Consider the following 19,513-nt stretch of genomic DNA (forward strand, 5'->3'; position numbering starts at 1 on the left):
GGAGTTGGAATCATGGCCCCGAGCGCCATGAGCCGTGGCACACAAGACACCCGCTGGACCAAGGCACTCTCCGAAGCCCAGCCGGTCCCCTACTGGCTGGAAGACCCCGGCAAGCCCCGTCCCGAGCCCGCCCTCACCGGCGCCGAGACCTGCGACCTGCTGGTTGTGGGCGGCGGCTACAGCGGCCTGTGGACCGCCCTCGTCGCGAAGGAGCGCGACCCGCTGCGGGACGTGGTGCTGCTGGAGGGGCGCGAGGTGGGCTGGGCCGCCTCGGGCCGCAACGGAGGATTCTGCGCGGCCTCCCTCACCCACGGGCTGCCCAACGGGCTGGCCCGCTGGCCCGACGAGATCCACAAGCTGCAGGAGCTGGGCGCGCGCAACCTCGACGAGATCGAGGCGGCGATCGCCCGGCACGGCATCGACTGCGACTTCGAGCGCACCGGCGAGATCGACGTCGCCACCGAGACGTACCAGGCGTGGGAACTGCGCGACTGGTACGAGGAACTGGAGCGCAAGGGCCTCGCCGAGGGCATCGAGTTCCTCGACGCCGACGCGGTCCGCGAACAGGTCGCCTCGCCCACCTTCGAGGCGGGCCTGTACGACCGGCGGGGCGTGGCCATGCTGCACCCCGCCAAACTCGCCTGGGGCCTGAAACGGGCGTGCCTGCGGCTGGGCGTCCGCGTCTACGAGCACACCCCCGCGCTCGACCTCACCTCCTACGGGGCGGGAACGGCCGTCCGCACGCCGTACGGGCGGGTCCGGGCCCGGCAGATCGCCCTCGGCACGAACATCTTCCCCAACCTGATCAGGCGGGTGCGGGCGTACACCGTCCCGGTCTACGACTACGCGCTGATGACCGAGCCGCTCACCGCGGAACAGCTCGGCGCCGTCGGCTGGAAGAACCGGCAGGGCCTCGGGGACAGCGCCAACCAGTTCCACTACTTCCGGCTGTCCGCCGACAACCGGATCCTGTGGGGCGGCTACGACGCGATCTACCCCTACGGCGGACGCGTCCGCGCCGAGTACGACGACCGGCCGGAGACGTACGCCAAGCTCGCCGAACACTTCTTCACCTGCTTCCCGCAGCTGGAGGGCGTCCGCTTCACGCACGCCTGGGGCGGGGCGATCGACACCTGCTCCCGCTTCTCGGCGTTCTTCGGCACGGCCCACCAGGGCCGGGTCGCCTACGCGGCCGGGTACACGGGCCTGGGCGTCGGGGCCACCCGCTTCGGCGCCGAGGTGATGCTGGACCTGCTGGCGGGGGAGCGGACCGAGCGCACCTCGCTGGAGATGGTGCGCAAGAAGCCGCTGCCCTTCCCGCCCGAGCCGTTCGCGTGGACCGGGATCGCGCTCACCAAGTGGTCGCTGGCGCGGGCGGACGCGCACGGCGGCCGGCGCAATCTGTGGCTGAAGGCGATGGACCGGCTGGGGCTGGGCTTCGACAGCTGACCCGGTTCACTCCATCGGGTGACAAAAACCCGCGTAATGCCCGCCGGGGACCTCCCTCTCCTCCCTCGTGACGCGATCGCGTCCACGGGAGAAAGGGAGGTCCTCTCATGGCTGGGGCGAAGACGGCGGCCGCCTGGCTGGCATCCGTCGCACCGGATCCCGAGGCCTGCCGCTGGGAGTGGGAGCGCAACCCCCAGGGGGTCGCGCTGCTGCCGGCGGGCAGGGCCTGGGACGTACTGATCCTGCCGGGCGAGCTCGGCTACCCCACGCTCGACGTGCTCACCCGCATCCTCGACCGGCCCGGGCCCGTGCTGGTCGACTTCGGTGACCACCGCACGGGCTTCTTCGTGCCGCCGGGCACGGCCGCCCGCTGGCTCGGCACCGGCATCCGCACGGCAGGGGCGGGCACCTGGATCGTCGTGCCGTACCCGAACCGCTCCACCGGCACCATCCGCTGGCTGGTCCCGCCGGACGGTTCCGGCACCCTGACCGACCCGGTCCTGCTCGAACTGGCGATGCACGAGGCGGCGGCGGAGCTGGCAACGGGAGAGGACGGCTGACCGCCCCGCGGAGGCAGGAGGCAGGAGGCAGGAGGCAGGAGGCAGGGGGCAGAACGCAGGAGGCAGGGGGCCGCGGGGAAGGCGGGGGCCGTCCGCTGCGGGACGCTGCGCCCCGCCCCTTACGAGGCGCTGTCCGCCGAGGTCGCCTTCAGCGCCAGCCACAGTTCCATCCGCACGTCCGGGTCGTCGAGCGAGCGGCCGAGGATCTCCTCCACGCGGCGCATCCGGTAGCGCAGGGTGTGGCGGTGGACGCCCAGGTCGGCTGCGGCCGCGTCCCACTGGCCGTGGCGGGAGAGCCAGGCGCGCAGCGAGGCGACGAGGTCGCCGCGGCCGGTCGCGTCGTGCTCGTACAGCGCCCGCAGCAGACCGTCCGCGAACGCCTTCACCGCGTCGTCCGCGAGCAGCGGCAGCACCGAGCCCGCCGCGAGCTGTTCGTGCTCGACGAGGACCCTGCCCCTGCGCCGCGCCACCGACAGCGCCTGCTCGGCCTGCCGGTACGCGGCCGCCGCCGCTATCGGACCGGCCGGGGCGGACAGGCCGACGACCGGTTCCTCGCTCTCGCGCGCCTCGCCGCCGGAGCGAGCCCCCTCCAGCGCCGCCGTGTACCGGGCGACCGCGGCGACGGCCGCGCCGCCGTCCGCCGCCAGGACCACCAGCCGGCCGCCCTCGGGCACCACGAGGACGGCCTCGCCGGAACGGGCGGCGGCGGACTCGACCACTTCGGTGAGGGCGCCCAGGGGGTCGGCGTCCTGCTCGGCGGTGGACGGCGGCTCGGCCACGAGCACCCGGAACGGGGCGTCCAGCAGCTTGCCGTACAGGTCGCCGGCGACGGCGCGGGCGTGGTCCGGCTCGCCCGCCAGGAGCATGCGCAGGACGGCCGTGCCGATGCGCTGCTCCGCCGCGTGCAGGGAGCGGGAACGCTCCGTGGTGAGGGTGAGCAGGGCGATCGCGGAGTGGACGGCGTACCGCTCGGCCGTGCCCAGGGCGGACGCGGTGCCCACGGCGAGCGCGGCCCGCGGGCGGCGCCCGGTGCCCAGGGTGTGCAGCTCGATCCGGTCGGCGTTCCCGGCCGTCTCCCCGCTCTCGGCCGGCCCCGCCCCGCCCACCACCGCCGACGCCGGCGCCGGGCGCTCCCGCAGCCGCTCCACGTCCGGCGTGAGCCGCGCCGCCCTCCGGCCCGCCCACTCCGGGGCGGCCGCGACGACGGCGCCCGACGCGTCGTAGAGCGCCGCCCAGCCGTCGACCTGCGAGGCGAGCGCGGCCAGCAGCCCTTCCGGGCCGTCGGTCAGCGCCTGCTTCGTCAGCTCCCGCTGGGCCGCGAACCCGGCCGTCACCGCCCGGTACTGATCGGCCGCGATCGCCGCCGACACGGCCTTGCTGATCGCGAGGAACGGCGTCCGCCGGGGCACCTCCAGGAGGGGGAGGCCCTCCTGCTCGGCCGCGTCGACGAGCGCCTTCGGCACCTCGTCGTAGTTGACGCCGACGGCGAAGCCGAGCCCGACCACCCCGGCCCCCACCAGGCGCTTCACATAGCGCCGCATGGCCTGCGGGTCCTCCGCGTCCAGCTTCAGCGCGGTGATCAGCAGCAGCTCCCCGCCCTCCATGTACGGCACCGGATCCGCGAGCTCGCTGACATGCGCCCAGCGCACCGGCACGTCCAGGCGGTCCTCACCGGCCCGCACGGTCAGCTTGAGCGCGGAGTGGTGGACGAGCGAGGCGAGCGTGGGAGGCATGGGGCCCTCAGTCAGGGGAGTGTGATCCTTTGGCCGCCGCGTAGGAAGGGCCTCTGCCGATTCTGCCTCACTGGAGGGGTCCTCGTACGCCCCTTTCAGCCCCGCAGGTCCACCAGCAGCGGCGGTGTGTGCTCGCCCTGGACGCTCGTCAGGGACAGCACCGCGTGACCCGGCGGCACCTCGTGCGCCAGCCGGGACGCCGACCACCGCTCCCGCTCGACCTGGCGCACGGTCACCGCGTCCGTGGTCACCGCCTTGCCGGTCACCAGCTTGCGCAGCGCGTGGATCGCGCGGGTCATCGGCTGGTCGGCGAAGACGGTGTGCTTGGCGACCTCCGTGGTCTCCACCCACTCGGTGCCCCAGGTCTGCGCGAACCGGCTGCCGTCCCAGGTGGTGATCCCGGAGAACGCCATCCGGCAGCCCACCGCCCCGTACAGCGGCCCGTGCAGCGCCTCCGGCACGTCGCCGACGGTGCGCAGGGAGAGCACCACGCCCGCGTTCTGCGCGCGCAGCCGCTGGATCCGGCGGACCGAGTCGGCGGTGACCGTGCCGGTCGCGTCGTCCAGGACCAGGCAGGCGAAGTGCGCGCGCCGGCCCTCGCGTACGACGGCGTGGAACTGGGCGAGCACGAGCCGGGTGATCAGCCGCCCGGCCTCCTCGTGGCCCCGCTCGGGCAGGTCGACGCGGACCCGCAGCGGATGGTGGGCGACGGCACGGAGGGAGAACGCCCGGTGCGTGTCGCCGCCCCCGCCGAAGAACCCGGCGAACACCGGACGGTTCAGCAGCGCCAGCCGGTCGGCGAGGGCGCGGCCCGGGTCGCCCGGGGCGCCCGTCTGCCGGATCCGCGCCTCCAGCTCACGGCGCATCACCTCGTCCCCGGCGACCGCCTCCCGCAGTGCGGCCAGCGCGCCCGGCTCGCCCTCCAACAGCTCGCGCAGCTCGGCCGGCCCCGGGAAGCGGCCGTGCGCGGCCCGGAAGGGGCCGAGCAGCTGGGCGAGCGCGGTCGCCGCGCCCTGGCCGCTCACCGCCTCCAGGTCGCCGGCCAGCGCCTCGGCGAGGATCCCGGCCGCCTCGTCGGGGTCGTCGGACTCGGCGTACAGGTCCAGGTCGTGCACCGAGGACGGGTCGCCGATCCGGACGATCACGTCGTAGGAGGAGTCGGCGCCGAGCGGGCCGCCGCCGGGCGAGGACACCGCGACGACCGCGCAGCCGCCGGTCAGGGCCTGGAGGGCCAGCGCCTCCGTCAGCGGTTCGACCAGCGTGCGGGTCTTGCCCGAGCCGGACGGGCCGACCACCAGCAGCGAGGTGCCCAGCACGTCCGGGCCGAGCGCGGCGCCGGCGTCGTGATAGGTGACCGGGGTGCGTTCGGCGGCCACCCAGCGGCCGATGCGCACCTGACCGGCGAGCAGGTCGTGGCGTGCGGTGCGCCGGGGCAGGTCGCGGGCGCCGGAGGGGTGGGTCCAGGCGGCCCCGCCCTGCCGCAGCACGGTCTCCCGGAAGTCGGGCAGGCCCGCCGTCCAGGCCCGCCGCACCCGTGCGCAGTCCACGTCGTTCATCCGCCCCGCGGCCACCTCGCCGGTCAGCAGCTCGGCCGCCTCGTACTGCCCGGCGTCCCGCAGCTCGGGCCACTGGGCGCGGGGCAGCTCCACCGCGGCCGCGGTGGCCTGCGGGCGGTCGCGTGAGGCGAGCCGCTCCCTCAGGTACGGCCACCAGCCGCCGAGCCTGGCGAAGGGCCACACCACCAGCAGGGTGACGACCGCGTACAGCGTGTCCGTGAACAGGACGGAGGCGAACAGCTCGTAGCTGCCGGAGATCAGGACGACCAGCGAGAAGAGCGGGTCGACGACGGGCAGGGCGTCCCAGCCGACGCCGAAGGCGCCGGGGAACACGAAGCTCAGGGCGGCCAGCGCGCACAGCAGGGCGAGCAGGGCGCGGGCGGGCTGCGGACGGCGGCCCACGAAGTGCCGCATGGCCTCCGGCCAGCTGCCCAGCCGGCCCATGGCACAGACGAGGACCGCGAAGAACACGCCGTCGTAGACCACCCGGGCCTCGGCGCCCTCCATGGTCTTCGCGGAGGCGATCGTGCCGCCCCACCACCAGTCGTCCGGGGTGAACAGCCGCAGCAGCGTGAACTGGTACGGCAGGCTGCCGCGCCGCCACAGCGACCACAGCACCAGGGCCACCACCAGCGGCACCAGCATGCCGATCACCGTGACCGGCGCGAGCCGCTCCGCCGGCCGGGCGGCCTTCGGCAGCCGGTACCCGAAGCGCCAGACGCCGGGCTTCGCGGCGGGCCGTTCCTCGTTCAGCCACGCGGCGACGGCGGAGGAGGGCTCCCCGGCCGGCCGGCCGGGCGCGTGGGCGGGCCGGGGCGGCATCTGCGGAGGCCCCGCAGGGCGCGGCACAGGATTCGCATGCGTACCCCGCGCGTCCCGCGTCCCGTCGCTGTCCATCGCCCTTGCCCCCTGACCAGCCGCTCCGTGCACCGTCAGCGGTCAATCTAACGCCCCCGCAAGGGGAGTTCACCGCTTACACGGCCGGGCTGCGACGATCGCCGCCCGGGTGTCACTGTCCACGGCGGACAACCGGCGTCGCCGACACCGCCCACATGGAGCATGCCCACCCCCCGTCACCCGTCCTAGCCTGCGAGAAAAGAAGGAAAGCGTCCCCAGAACGCCAGGACACCAGAACCTCCAGGAGCCCCTCATGACCGCCCTTCCGCAGGAGCGCCGGATCGTCACCGCCATCCCCGGCCCGAAGTCGCAGGAGCTGCAGGCCCGCCGCCTCGCCGCGGTCGCGCAGGGTGTGGGCTCCGTGCTGCCGGTGTTCACCGCGCGCGCGGGCGGCGGCATCATCGAGGACGTCGACGGCAACCGTCTGATCGACTTCGGCTCCGGCATCGCCGTGACGAGCGTCGGCGCCTCCGCCGAGGCCGTCGTACGCCGGGCCTCCGCCCAGCTCGCCGACTTCACCCACACCTGTTTCATGGTCACCCCGTACGAGGGCTATGTGGAGGTCGCCGAGGCCCTCGCCGAGCTCACCCCGGGTGACCACGCCAAGAAGTCCGCGCTGTTCAACTCCGGCGCCGAGGCCGTGGAGAACGCGGTCAAGATCGCCCGTGCCTACACCAAGCGCCAGGCGGTCGTCGTCTTCGACCACGGCTACCACGGCCGGACGAACCTGACGATGGCGCTCACCTCGAAGAACATGCCGTACAAGCACGGCTTCGGCCCGTTCGCGCCCGAGGTCTACCGCGTCCCGGTCGCCTACGGCTACCGCTGGCCGACCGGCCCGGAGAACGCCGGCCCCGAGGCCGCCGCGCAGGCCATCGACCAGATCACCAAGCAGGTCGGCCCGGACAACGTGGCCGCGATCATCATCGAGCCGGTGCTCGGCGAGGGCGGCTTCATCGAGCCGGCCAAGGGCTTCCTGCCGGCGATCAGCAAGTTCGCCCAGGACAACGGCATCGTCTTCGTCGCCGACGAGATCCAGTCCGGCTTCTGCCGCACCGGCCAGTGGTTCGCCTGCGAGGACGAGGGCATCGTCCCGGACCTGATCACCACCGCCAAGGGCATCGCGGGCGGTCTGCCGCTCGCCGCCGTCACCGGCCGCGCCGAGATCATGGACGCCGCGCACGCGGGCGGCCTGGGCGGCACCTACGGCGGCAACCCGGTCGCCTGCGCGGGCGCGCTCGGCGCCATCGAGACGATGAAGGAGCTCGACCTCAACGCCAGGGCGAAGAACATCGAGGCGATCATGAAGGCCCGCCTCACCGCCATGGCCGAGAAGTTCGAGGTCATCGGTGACGTCCGGGGCCGCGGCGCGATGATCGCCATCGAGCTGGTCAAGGACCGTACGACCAAGGAGCCCAACCCGGAGGCCACGGCCGCGCTCGCCAAGGCCTGCCACCAGGAGGGCCTGCTGGTCCTGACCTGTGGCACCTACGGCAACGTGCTGCGCTTCCTGCCCCCGCTGGTCATCGGCGAGGGCCTGCTGAACGAGGGCCTCGACATCATCGAACAGGCCTTCGCGCGCATCTGACGGACCTCCCGGAGGCCTCGCGGCGCGCATCTGAGCCGGGGCCCCGCACAGCTGATTCCCATGGACGGCAGACCGTGTGAAGAAGGTGTGCGGGGTGGATGGCGGGACGGGGATCCGCCTGTCGCACCGGGTGCCGCTGCCGTACGTTCTACCCAGATGAGAGATACACCCGCCCACAGGGGACTGTGGGCGAACCCCCAGGCCGGGGCCTCCCCAGCTTCGACCTGGTCGTGCCCTCGCGCACACAACCGGAGCCTCCGGCTTCGGATCTCCTCACCGATCGGACGGTCGCCCGCCCCAAACCCCCCGGGGCGGCCGGCGTTCCGATCCGGACGGCCGCCCCGGAACCTCCCCCCCTGTTCCGGGGTGGCCGACCTCCTTCGCCTTCCCCGCCGCACTTCCTCCGCCGGCACGGACCACGGCGTACAACCCCGGACCCCTGTCCGGGGTCTCTTCTCCTGAGCCCGGGGCGCCCGGTGGCGGGAAATCAACTGTTAACGCCTCCACAACAGTTGAGGACTTTGCGACACCGGTAAACGAAGGGTAAAACTGGGGCTTACTTGTCATGAACGGTTCCCGGGGGGGAATTGGTGTCGGAACCAACCATCACGGTCGTCATCGGGGCGTACAACGCCATGCCGTATCTGACCCGCTGTCTGCAGTCGGTGATCGAGCAGCAGCCGGGCCCCTACACACTGGAGTGCGTGGCCGTCGACGACGGATCGACCGACGGCACCGGCGAGGAGCTGGATCGTTTCGCCGCCGAGCATCCGGATCTCGTGCGCGTCGTGCACCAGCCGAACTCCGGCGGGCCGAGCGGTCCGCGCAACGTCGCGACCGGCCTGGCCAGGGGGCGCTACGTCTTCTTCCTGGACGCCGACGACTACCTGGGCCCGCACGCCATGCGCCGGATGACGGAGATGGCCGAGCGCAACGGCTCCGACGTGGTGCTGGGCAAGTACGTGGGCGTGGACTGCGACGTGCCCCGCTCCATGTTCGAGGCCAGCGAGGAGGTCGTCGACCTGGCCACCTCCCGCGTCTGGTACGCCCTGACCCCGCACAAGCTGTTCCGGCGCTCGTTCCTCCAGGAGCGGGGGCTGCGCTTCGACGAGGACATCCGCATCGGCGAGGACCGCCTCTTCGTCACCAAGGCGTATCTGCAGGCCTCCGTGGTCTCGGTGGTCGCCGACGAGGACTGCTACTACAAGGTCAGGCGCGACGACAACGGCAACATCACCAGCAGCTACAGCGACCTGGCGAAACGCTTCGAGACCGCCCGGCGGATCATGGCCGCGATCAGCGCGTACAGCGAACCCGGCCCGGTGCGCGACGCCGCGCTGCTGCGCACCTTCCGGGGCGGACTGCTGGACTCCTTCTCCTGGCGGTTCCCGCTGCTGGAGGAGAGCGAGCAGCTCAAGGCCATGGCGATCGTCAAGGAACACGTCGACGCGTTCTACACCCCGGAACTCGACGCCCGGATGACCGTCCCGCACCGCCTCTTCGCCCACTTCGCGCGGCACGGCATGCGCCGCGAGCTGGTCGAGGTCGTCGAGTTCCTGAAGGAGGAGCGGGCCGGGCAGCGGCCCCCGCACGACATCGTCGTGGACGCCGGCCGCGCCTACGCGGCCCATCCCCACTTCCGCGACGAGCGGACCGGTGTCCCCGACTCCTGCTACGACGTCACCGACGACCTGCGCCAGGACGACCGGCTGGACGCCGTGGAGTGGCAGCGCAAGGGACGTCGCGGTGTCCTCCGGCTGCGCGGCCACGGCTTCATCGAGAAGGTGCCCACCCGTGAGCCGGCCACCGAGCTGGTCCTGCGGGCCCGCGGCGACGGCCGGGAGGTCCGCCTCCCCACCCGCCCCGCCCCCGCGCCCGCCCTCGACGCCGCCCACGGCACCGCGGGCTTCACCGTCGACATCGACATCACCCGGGCCCTCGACGGCGGCCCGCTGACCAAGGGCGTGTGGGACGTCTACCTCGACGTCCGCACCCAGGGCCTGAGCACCCGGCGCAGATACGGCGCCCGCAAGGCCGACGACCTCGCCCCGGCCGCCGGCGGCACCAGCGCCGGCCTGGCGGTCAAGCCGTACTACACGGCGTACGGCAACCTCAGCCTGGACATCACCGCCGCGAAGGCGAAGCGCGGGCGGAAGGGGCTCAAGCGGCGCGTGCGCAGAAAGCTCGGCGGCCTCGGCCGGAGGATCGGCGCACACCACCTGAGAACCATGGCCCGCCTCCGCCACCGCTCCACCCCGACCAGAACCAACCACCCCTGACCGCAGGCGTGCGGCTGCGTCGGGTGGGTGCCACCGGTCGCGCCGCTTGTGCGGTCGTACGTTCTGGCCGGCCGTCAGGGGGTGAGTCGTGCGCGTGGGTGTGGCGCTGCGGGTTCTGGTGGTCCCGACACGTCGCGTGCGCCCGGTGGCCCCCGTCCCTGAGAGGGTGTACGGCATGCCCATCAGCTCCGACCGGCAGACCGGGGACAGTCCCGGGACGGCCGTGCCCGTGCCCGTGCCCCCGCCCGCATCCGCCGGGCGCTTCGCCCCGCTGCTCGCCCTGCCCGCCCTTCTCTTCGCGCTGATCACCTGGCAGGTCGTCGTGGACGGCGGTCTGCTGCGCCTGGACGGCCGCCTCAGCCGGGCGCTGATCCACCCGGACAGGCTCGCCGAGCTGCTGTCCGACCTGGGGAACGTGCAGGTGGCGGTGCCCGTGCTGGTGCTGGTCACGGTGTACGTGGCCCTGCAGGGGCAGGCCTCGGGCGCGGCCCGCTGGTGGCTGCCGCCCGTCGCCGCGATCGTCCTGCTGACACTGGTGCCGCTGATCGTCGTACCCCTGAAGGAGTGGACCGCCCGGCCCGGTACACCGGTCGTCCCGCCCGCCACGGGCTACTACCCCTCGGGGCACACCGCGACGGCGGCCGTCGCCTACGGCTGCGCGGCGATGATCCTGCTGCCGTGGCTGCTGACGGCCCTGGCTCGGCGGCTGGTCGTCGCCGCGGCCTGTCTGCTCGTGCTCGCCGTGTCCTACGGGCTGGTCCGGTGCGGGTACCACTGGCCGCTGGACGTGGTGGCCAGCTGGTGTCTGTGCACGGTGCTGCTCGGCGCGCTGTGGCTGTTCCTGCGCGCCGCGACCCGCCCCCGAGCAGGCGCTGCCACGACGCCGGACGCCCACCGCGCCAAACCGTAGTACGCGCGCCGTCCACCAGTACGACTCGGACAAGCCCAGCCGTGCCCGGCCGCCCCTACCGTGGACACGCACACCACAGCACACCCCCAACGCGGAAGGGCCGGGAACTCGACTATGACTTCCACCCACGCCTTCTGGCTCGCCGGCCGCCAGGCCACCGGCGAGGACAGCTTCGACGTCACCTCCCCGTGGGACGGGCGACTCGTCGGCAGGGTCAGCGTGCCGACGGACGCGCAGGTCGAGGAGGCCGTGGCCGCCGCGTACGCCGTGCGCGAGGAGTTCGCCGCCACCCCGGCCCACGTCCGCGCCGCCGCCCTCGACCACGTCAGCAAGCGCCTCGTCGAGCGCACCGAGGAGATCGCCCAGCTGATCTCCGCCGAGAACGGCAAGCCGATCAAGTGGGCGCGGGGCGAGGTCGGCCGGGCCGTCTCCGTCTTCCGCTTCGCGGCCGAGGAGGCGCGGCGGTTCAACGGCGGCGAGGCCCAGCGGCTCGACACCGACCTCGGCGGCCAGGGCCGGCTCGCGCTCACCCGCCGCTTCCCGAAGGGCGTCGTGCTCGGCATCGCGCCGTTCAACTTCCCGCTGAACCTGTGCGCCCACAAGGTCGCCCCGGCCATCGCGGCCGGCGCGCCGATCATCCTCAAGCCGGCCCCGGCCACCCCGCTGTCCGGTCTGATCATCGGCGACCTGCTCGCCGAGACGGAGCTGCCGACCGGCTCCTGGTCGATCCTGCCGGTCTCCAACGACCGCATGCCCGCGCTCGTCCAGGACGAGCGGCTGCCGGTCATCTCCTTCACTGGCTCCGAGAAGGTCGGTTACGCGATCATGGACTCGGTGCCGCGCAAGCACTGCACCCTGGAGCTGGGCGGCAACGGCGCGGCCGTCGTCCTCGGCGACTACGCGTCCGACGCCGACCTCGACTGGGCGGCCGGCCGCATCGCCACCTTCTCCAACTACCAGGGCGGCCAGTCCTGCATCTCGGTGCAGCGGGTCATCGCCGACGCCTCGGTCTACGACCGGCTGCTGCCGCGTATCGTCGCCGCCGTGGAGGCGCAGGTCACCGGTGACCCCTCCGACGCCGCCACCGATGTCGGCCCGCTGGTCAGCGAGGACGCCGCCAAGCGGGTCGAGACCTGGGTGGACGAGGCCGTGGCCGCGGGCGCGTCCCTCCTCGCCGGCGGCAAGCGCGACGGCGCCTCCTACGCGCCGACCGTCCTGACCGACGTACCGGCCGACACCAAGATCGCCTGCGAGGAGGTCTTCGGACCGGTCCTCACCGTGCAGAAGGTGGACGGCGAGGCCGAGGCCTTCGCGGCCGTCAACTCCTCCAAGTACGGCCTCCAGGCGGGCGTGTTCACCCATGACCTCCAGGTCGCCTTCCGTGCCCACCGCGCGCTGGAGGTCGGCGGAGTCGTCATCGGCGACGTGCCCTCCTACCGTGCCGACCAGATGCCGTACGGCGGCGCCAAGCAGTCCGGCGTGGGCCGCGAGGGCGTGCGGTTCGCGATGGACGACTACACGTACGAGCGGGTGCTGGTCCTGACGGGGATCGCCCTCTAGCTCATGGGAACCATTTTCATATAGGCTCCCCGAAGGGGCCCGGCACCGATGCCTTCCGGTGCCGGGCCCCTTCTCTGCGCCGGCTTCCCCCGGACCCTCAACCGGAGAAGCCGACGTGCGCCAGCCGCAGTGGGCCGCGCAGCCTGAGGTGCAGGTCGTGCACGCCGTCGGCGGTGAAGGGCGCCTCGACGGAGAGATAGTCGTACGGACCCGGTGTGGGCGTCCCGATCGTCACCGTGGCCGCGGCCGCACCGCCGCCCAGGGACAGCTCGACCGTGCCGTGCCCGGCCACCGTCACCGTCACGCCCGTCGTACCGTCCCCGAAGTCGCAGGCCCGGTACACCAGTTCACCCGAGCCGCCGGCGACGGGCGTCACCGCGTCGCCCGACACCTTCGTCAGGTCGACGATCTCCGTACCGCTCTGCTCGTCGAAGTCGGCGGCGGCGATGCCGCGGCGCAGGGCGGGGCGGGCGACGGCCGCCTCCCCGTCCAGTACGACGGTCGTCCGCAGACGGATGTCCTCGCTGGAGCCGCCGACCATGAGGTCGTACGGTCCGGGCTCCGTGCGCCAGCCGCCCCGCGCCACGTCCCAGAACGCGAACGCGGACAGCGGGACCTCGAAGGACAGCGCCGCCGTCGCGCCCGGCGCGAGGGTGATCCTGCGGTGGTCGAGCAGCTCGCGGCGCGGCCGGGTGACCGACGGCTCCACGGCGCGCGTGTAGAGCTGGGCGACCTCGTCGGCCGTCATGTCCCCGGTGTTGGTGACCGTGCAGGAGATCCGCGCCCGGCCGTCCTCGACCTCCACCGTCAGACCGGCGTACGCGAAGGACGCGTACGACAGGCCGTGGCCGAACGGGAAGAGGGGCCGGCCCTCGAAGTACAGGTAGGTCTGGCGGGCGCCGATCACGTCGTAGTCGAGCAGATCGGGCAGGTCGGCGTCGTCGGCGTACCAGGTCTGGGGGAGCCGGCCGGCGGGGGAGACGTCACCGGCCAGCACCCGGGCGAGGGCGGTGCCCCCGGCCTGGCCGCCGTGGGCCGTCCACAGCACCGCGCCGAGCCGGCCCGTCCCGACCGCGTACGGGTACGCCGACACCAGCGCCAGCACCGTGCGCGCGTTCGCGGCGCGGGCCGCGTCCAGGATCCGCTCCTGATGGGCCGGGAGGCTCAGCGTCGTACGGTCCTCGGTCTCGCGGCCGTTGATGTGCGGGTCGTTGCCCGCCACGACCACCACCACGTCGGCCCGGGCCGCGACCCGGGCCACCGCGTCCTCGCCCCGTTCCACGACGACGACCTCGAAGACCTCGGCCTCCTCCTCGGCAACCCGGACGCCGTCGGCGGCGACACAGACATGGCGCCCCGTTCCCAGGTGCCGGAGGAGGTGACCGTTCCCGTGGGGTTCCAGACGGAACGTCTCCTGGACGATCCAGCCGCCGGGCTGGTCGGCGGAGGCGCGCAGCAGGCCGTCCTCGGCCACGGAGAGATAGCGGCCGTCGGGCGCGCGCAGGGTCAGCACGCCCTCGCCCCACTCGGCGAGCGCGAGTTCCGTGCCGGCCGGGTCCGTGGTCAGCGGCGGGAGGTCGGTGCGGCCCGCGAGCAGCGCCGGGTCCAGGGCGCCCTCGGCGCCGCGCGCCGCGTCGGACGCCCCGGGGGCGCCCGGCACCTTCAGGAACGTTCCCGCGGAGGTCTTCAGCAGGACCCGGTCCACGCCCTCCGCGAACTCCACCCGCTCGGCGCCGAACCGCTCGTACAGCCCCTCCAGGGGAGTGGAGCGGTGCATCAGGGTGCCGCTGTACCAGTCGAGCTTGCACTCGTCGGCGAGCAGACCGACCACCGCGATCCGGGTGTCGGCGGCCAGCGGCAGCACCCCGTCGTTGCGCAGCAGCACGATCGCCTGCTCGGCGGCCTCCCCGGCCAGGACCCGGTGGGCCGGGGTGTCGAACTCGCCGGTACCCGCGTGCGGGTCGTAGTGCGGGTCGAACTCGCCCAGGCGGAACCGCACCGAGAGCTGCCGGCGGACCGCCGTGTCGATGTCCGCCTCCGTCAGCAGGCCCTTCTCCAGAGCCCCCGCGATCCTGGCGACGATCTTCGAGCCGTCCGTGCCGTGGTCGGTGAAGCTGTCGACGCCCGCCTGGAGCGCGGCCGCCGTCGCCTCCTCGTGGGTGTCGAAGTAGTGCTCGGAGTCCACCAGGTTGGAGGGCGCGCCCGCGTCCGAGCAGACCAGCAGCTCCTCCGTCGTCCAGGCGCGCAACTGCTCGCGCAGATACGGCGAGACGTGGTTGGGGCGGCCGTTGACCAGGTTGTACGCCGGCATCACACCGGCCACGGCGCCCGCCTCGACCGTCTCCTTGAAGGCCCGCAGGTCGTACTCGTGCAGCACCCGGGGACGGACCGACGAGGACGTGACGTCCCGGCCCGTCTCGTTGTTGTGCGCCAGCCAGTGCTTGAGGACCGGGGCCGTGCGCCAGTACGTCGGATGCTCGCCGCGCAGCCCGCGGGTGTACGCGGTGGCGATCGCGGACGTCAGCTTCGGGTCCTCGGAGTAACCCTCCTCGTTGCGGCCCCACAGGGGATGGCGCAGCAGGTTGACCGTGGGGGACCAGACGTTCAGACCCACGCGCTCGTCGCGGGCGCGCATCGCCCGGGCCTCCTTGGACACCGCCTCGCCGACCCGCCGCACGAGATCCGGGTTCCAGGTCGCGCCCAGTCCCACGGCCTGCGGGAACACCGTGGCCGGGCCCATCCACGCCACGCCGTGCAGGGCCTCCTGGCCGGTGCGGAACGCGGCGAGGCCGAGCCGCTCGACGGCCGGGGCGAACTGGTGCAGGAAGGAGACCTTCTCGTCCAGGGTCAGGCGCGACAGCAGATCGTCGATGCGCTTCGCGAACGGCAGATGCGGATCGCGGAAAGGCGGCGTGTGCGGCGTGGATGCGGTCACGTGGGGATCCCTTTGCGATGGAGCGGGGAGGCTCTTTCGAAGCGCTTCGATGCTCATTCGACGCAGGGGTGGGTGTCAAGAGAACCTCACGCTTATTTCAAGCAGCGCATAAGAACAGGTCACCCCGTGCACCTCGGAGGAATCTTGGAACCGGCCCTTGTGCACCCCCCAGTGTTCACTTAACCTCGCAGCAACATCGAAGCGCTTCGACTGAAAATGTCCGTGACACGGGTCGGAGGATCCGCTTCAGCTCAGCCAGTTCCACTCGAGACACCGCAGCCGACGGCCACCGCCGGGTGTCCTGGTGCGCCATGAAGGGTTGACGCAATGACGCCGAACGCCGCTTCCCCCTCTTCTGGTCCTTCCGGCCCGAGCCGGAGAAGCTTCCTCGCCTCCACGGCGGTCGCCACCGCAGCGGTGGCGGGAGGGATGCCGCTGCTGGCCGCCTGCGGGGGTTCGGACAGCGGCTCTCGCGAGGGCACCACGTCGGGCAAGGCCGCGGACAAGCTGCTCCCGGCGTACGTCGCCAGCACGGTCGCCAAGCCGGACCTTCCGTCGAAGAACGGTTCGGCGGCCGGCTTCACCGGCAAGGTCGACCTCGCGGCCCTCGCCACCTCGGTCCCGGACAAGCTCGGCACCGGCGCCCCCTTCAAGATCATGTCCCCGTTCTGGGGCTCCCCGCCGAAGGCCGGATGCGCCTACTACACGGCGCTCGACGCCGCGGCGGGCACCAAGGTCACCTGGCAGAACCAGGACGGCAACACCTACGGCCAGAAGCTCGGCGCCGTCCTCGCCTCCAGCTCCATACCCGACATGGTGGTCGTGCCGAGCTGGGAACTGGTCGGCAAGATCTCCAACGCGGTCACCGCGAAGTTCATGGACCTCGGCCCGTATCTGGCGGGCGACAAGGTGAAGAAGTACCCGAACCTCGCCGCGATCCCCTCCGACGCCTGGCGCATGGGCATCTTCGGCGGCGCGCTGCGCGGCATCCCGATGCCCTCCGCCACCGCCTCCTGGATCGTGCCCTACTACCGCAAGGACATCTTCGACAAGAAGGGCTACACGGTCCCCGGCTCGCCCGACGAGTTCCTCAGCTGGGCCAAGGACGTGACCAGCGCCAAGGCCAAGGTGTGGGCGTGCGGCGACATGAACTGGACCGCGTGGAACATCTTCGGTGTCCGCGGATCCGGACCGATCGGCTGGAACATCGGCGACGACGGCAAGCTGACGTACCGCATCGAGCAGCCCGAGTACCTCGAGGCCCTGGAGTGGACCCGCAAGCTGTTCGACGCGGGCGTGGTCCACCCCGACGACAAGGCGCGCTCCGGCGACGCGGGCCAGCGGTTCACCGCCGGGCAGATCCTCGTCTTCAACAGCGACATGTCCGCCTGGTACGGCAAGACCGCCGAACAGGCCGCGTCCCAACCGGACTTCCAGATCGAGGGCATGGACATCTTCGGCGCCGACGGCGGCGACCCGGCCCTGTACGCGGCCCAGCCCGCCGGCATCTGGTCGATGATCCGCAAGGGCGCGTCGAAGACGACGATCGAGAACGCCCTGGCCGCCGCCGACTTCGCGGCCGCTCCCTACGGCACCAAGGAGCGGATGCTCGTCGACTACGGCGTCGAGGGCACCCACTACACGGTGAAGGACGGCGTCCCGGTCAAGACCGACCAGGGCAACTCCGAGGTGATCAACGCCTGGGTGATGCTGGCCGCGCCGGCCGCCTACTACGCCCACCCCGACCACCCCGACGTGGCCCGCAAGCAGGTCGAGTGGCAGCAGCGGATGGGCGCCTTCATGAAGAAGACGTCCACGTACGGCATGAACATCGTCGAGCCGACCCGCTACGCCAACCTCTCCAGCCAGTTCGAGCAGCTGGAGATCGACTACGTGCGCGGCAACCGCAAGCTGTCGGACGTGCAGGCGGCCATCTCCACCTGGAAGTCCTCCGGCGGCGACAAGCTGCGCGACTGGTACAAGCGGCTCATCGACAAGAACGGCAGCGGCAACTGATGTCTCTCACGGCCGGGAGCAGGCCCGAAGGGACTCGTCCCCCCGCGGCCGTCGAGGAGCCGGTGGCCGCGGTCGCCGCGGCGGCGGCGAAGCGGCGGGTGCCGCGCGGGGCGGGCAGGACCGGCAGGGTTCCCCTGCGGATCCGGCTGCGCCGCGACCGCACCCTCATCCTGATGACGCTGCCCGTCATCGTCCTGCTCCTGCTCTTCAACTACATCCCGCTGCTCGGCAACGTCGTCGCCTTCCAGGACTACGACCCGTACATCTCCAGCAACGGCGTCACGGCGATCTTCCACAGCCCCTGGGTCGGTGGGGAGCAGTTCTCGCGGATGGCCGACGACCCGCTGTTCTGGAGCGCCGCGAGGAACACCGTCGTCCTGTTCGTGCTCCAGCTGGTGCTGTTCTTCCCGATCCCCGTCGCCCTCGCGCTGCTCATCAACAGCGTGATCCGGCCCCGGGTGCGGGCCGTGGCGCAGGCGATCATGTATCTGCCGCACTTCTTCTCGTGGGTCCTCGTCGTCACCGTCTTCCAGCAGATCTTCGGCGGCGCGGGCATCATCGCGCAGACGCTCGACGACCACGGGTGGAGCGGCTTCGACCTGATGACGAACGCGAGCCTCTTCAAGTACCTGGTCACCGCGCAGGCCGTGTGGAAGGACGCCGGCTGGGGGATCATCGTCTTCCTCGCCGCGCTGGCCGCCGTCAGCACCGATCTGTACGAGGCCGCCGCCATGGACGGCGCCGGACGCTGGCGGCGCATGTGGCACGTGACGCTGCCGGCGCTGCGGCCGGTGATCGCGCTGCTGCTGGTCCTGCGGGTGGGCGACGCGCTGAGCGTGGGCTTCGAGCAGTTCCTGCTCCAGCGCGACGCGGTCGGCGTGGGGGCCAGCGAGGTCCTCGACACGTACGTGTGGAACATGGGTATCCAGAACGGCGACTTCAGCTACGCGGCCGCGGTCGGCCTCGTCAAGGGCGCCATCGGAGTCTGTCTCGTCCTGGGCGCGAACAAGTTCGCGCACCTGCTCGGCGAGCAGGGGGTGTACCAGAAATGAGCCTCAACACTCAGCTCGTCCGCAGCCTCAGGGCTCCCGCCCGCCCCGCGTGGGAGGAGACGCCCAGCAAGGCCGGACTCACCGCGAAGGGCGGCTTCCTCGCGCTCTGCTGCCTGGGGGTGCTCGGTCCGCTGTGGATCGTGATCGTCACCAGCCTCTCCCCGAAGTCCGTGATCGACCGGGTCGGCGGCCTCGTCGTGGTCCCGCAGGGCATCACCTTCGTCAACTACACGGAGCTGCTCAGCGGAGGCCAGGTCAGCCGGGCGATCCTGGTCTCCTTCGGGGTCACGCTCTGCGGCACGCTGTTCTCGATGACGGTGTCGGTGCTCGCGGCGTACGGCCTGTCCCGGCCGGGCAGCCTGGGCCACCGGTTCCTGCTGATGACCATGATGGCGACCATGTTCTTCGGGGCCGGCCTCATTCCGACGTACCTTCTGGTGCAGTCGCTGGGGCTCACCGACACCTATCTGTCCCTGATCCTGCCGAGCGCGGTCAGTGTCTTCAACATCCTCGTCCTCCGGGCCTTCTTCATGGGGATCTCTCCGGAACTCACGGAGTCCGCCCGCATCGACGGGGCCGGTGACCTGCGCATCCTGCTGACCATCATCATGCCGCTGTCACGGGCGGTGCTGGCCGTCATCTCCCTGTTCTACGCGGTCGGTTACTGGAGCGCCTGGTTCAACGCCTCCATCTACCTCACCGACCAGCAGATGATGCCGCTGCAGAACGTGCTCATCCAGCTGGTCCAGAAGAACTCCGAGGCGCCGACCGGCCTCCAGCAGGCGGTGCGCACCGGTCAACTGTCCGCCCTGGGACTGCAGATGGCGGTCATGGTCCTCGCCCTCATCCCCGTCGCGATCGCGTCGCCCTTCGTCCAGCGGCACTTCAGGAAGGGCATGCTGACCGGCGCGGTCAAGGGCTGAAGCCCGAGGGGGAGCTGCCCCCCAACGGGCCGACCGCCGTCCCGCGGCCGCACCG

At 72.2% G+C, this 19,513-nt stretch carries 12 protein-coding genes; 9 read left to right on the forward strand and 3 right to left on the reverse strand.

What is annotated here, in order from left to right; all coding sequences use genetic code 11:
- The first annotated feature begins 12 nt into the window (after nt 1-12).
- Together ACFY2L_RS32550 and ACFY2L_RS32555 are read left to right on the forward strand one after the other, a co-directional pair.
- Complete coding sequence (locus tag ACFY2L_RS32550) at nt 13-1,449, forward strand: NAD(P)/FAD-dependent oxidoreductase (protein ID WP_390661248.1); 1,437 nt, start codon at nt 13-15, stop codon at nt 1,447-1,449.
- A 107-nt stretch (nt 1,450-1,556) separates the two neighbouring features.
- On the forward strand, nt 1,557-2,009 hold the full coding sequence (locus ACFY2L_RS32555) for a hypothetical protein (RefSeq protein WP_390661247.1): 453 nt from the start codon (nt 1,557-1,559) through the stop codon (nt 2,007-2,009).
- Nucleotides 2,010-2,128: 119 nt separating this feature from the next.
- Here the strand turns inward: ACFY2L_RS32555 and ACFY2L_RS32560 are convergent, their stop codons facing one another.
- Nucleotides 2,129-3,742 (reverse strand): PucR family transcriptional regulator, encoded by a 1,614-nt coding sequence (locus tag ACFY2L_RS32560; RefSeq protein ID WP_390824141.1) that lies wholly within the window; start codon nt 3,740-3,742, stop codon nt 2,129-2,131.
- A 95-nt stretch (nt 3,743-3,837) separates the two neighbouring features.
- A complete protein-coding gene (locus ACFY2L_RS32565; RefSeq protein ID WP_390824142.1) occupies nt 3,838-6,195 on the reverse strand; it encodes an ATP/GTP-binding protein in 2,358 nt (785 codons plus the stop codon).
- Nucleotides 6,196-6,448: 253 nt separating this feature from the next.
- Between ACFY2L_RS32565 and gabT the strand changes: the two genes are divergently transcribed.
- From gabT to ACFY2L_RS32585, 4 genes are all read left to right on the forward strand, one after another.
- The gene (gabT, locus tag ACFY2L_RS32570) at nt 6,449-7,783 is read left to right on the forward strand and encodes a 4-aminobutyrate--2-oxoglutarate transaminase (protein WP_390661244.1); all 1,335 of its coding nucleotides are present in this window, start codon (nt 6,449-6,451) and stop codon (nt 7,781-7,783) included.
- Nucleotides 7,784-8,373: 590 nt separating this feature from the next.
- Entirely contained in the window at nt 8,374-10,062 is a 1,689-nt protein-coding gene (locus tag ACFY2L_RS32575; RefSeq protein WP_390824144.1) for a glycosyltransferase family 2 protein, read from the forward strand.
- 175 nt (nt 10,063-10,237) lie between these two features.
- Nucleotides 10,238-10,972 (forward strand): phosphatase PAP2 family protein, encoded by a 735-nt coding sequence (locus tag ACFY2L_RS32580; RefSeq protein ID WP_390661242.1) that lies wholly within the window; start codon nt 10,238-10,240, stop codon nt 10,970-10,972.
- Between the two features lie 114 nt (nt 10,973-11,086).
- On the forward strand, nt 11,087-12,532 hold the full coding sequence (locus ACFY2L_RS32585) for an aldehyde dehydrogenase family protein (RefSeq protein ID WP_390824146.1): 1,446 nt from the start codon (nt 11,087-11,089) through the stop codon (nt 12,530-12,532).
- Nucleotides 12,533-12,629: 97 nt separating this feature from the next.
- On the opposite strand, the gene ACFY2L_RS32590 is transcribed toward ACFY2L_RS32585, so the two are convergent.
- Complete coding sequence (locus tag ACFY2L_RS32590) at nt 12,630-15,467, reverse strand: glycoside hydrolase family 3 C-terminal domain-containing protein (protein ID WP_390824147.1); 2,838 nt, start codon at nt 15,465-15,467, stop codon at nt 12,630-12,632.
- A 327-nt stretch (nt 15,468-15,794) separates the two neighbouring features.
- Between ACFY2L_RS32590 and ACFY2L_RS32595 the strand changes: the two genes are divergently transcribed.
- Genes ACFY2L_RS32595 through ACFY2L_RS32605 form a run of 3 tightly spaced genes read left to right on the forward strand, consistent with a single transcriptional unit; the run spans nt 15,795 to nt 19,458 of the window.
- Entirely contained in the window at nt 15,795-17,483 is a 1,689-nt protein-coding gene (locus ACFY2L_RS32595; RefSeq protein WP_390824148.1) for an extracellular solute-binding protein, read from the forward strand.
- On the forward strand, nt 17,483-18,535 hold the full coding sequence (locus ACFY2L_RS32600; protein WP_390824149.1) for an ABC transporter permease: 1,053 nt from the start codon (nt 17,483-17,485) through the stop codon (nt 18,533-18,535). The genes ACFY2L_RS32595 and ACFY2L_RS32600 overlap by 1 nt, the downstream gene beginning before the upstream one ends.
- Nucleotides 18,532-19,458 carry a carbohydrate ABC transporter permease gene (locus tag ACFY2L_RS32605; RefSeq protein ID WP_390661237.1) on the forward strand — a complete coding sequence of 309 codons (927 nt, stop codon included), beginning with the start codon at nt 18,532-18,534 and terminating at the stop codon, nt 19,456-19,458. The genes ACFY2L_RS32600 and ACFY2L_RS32605 overlap by 4 nt, the downstream gene beginning before the upstream one ends.
- Nucleotides 19,459-19,513: the final 55 nt, after the last annotated feature.

It is taken from the genome of Streptomyces sp. NPDC001381 (assembly GCF_042895685.1).
GTDB lineage: Bacteria > Actinomycetota > Actinomycetes > Streptomycetales > Streptomycetaceae > Streptomyces.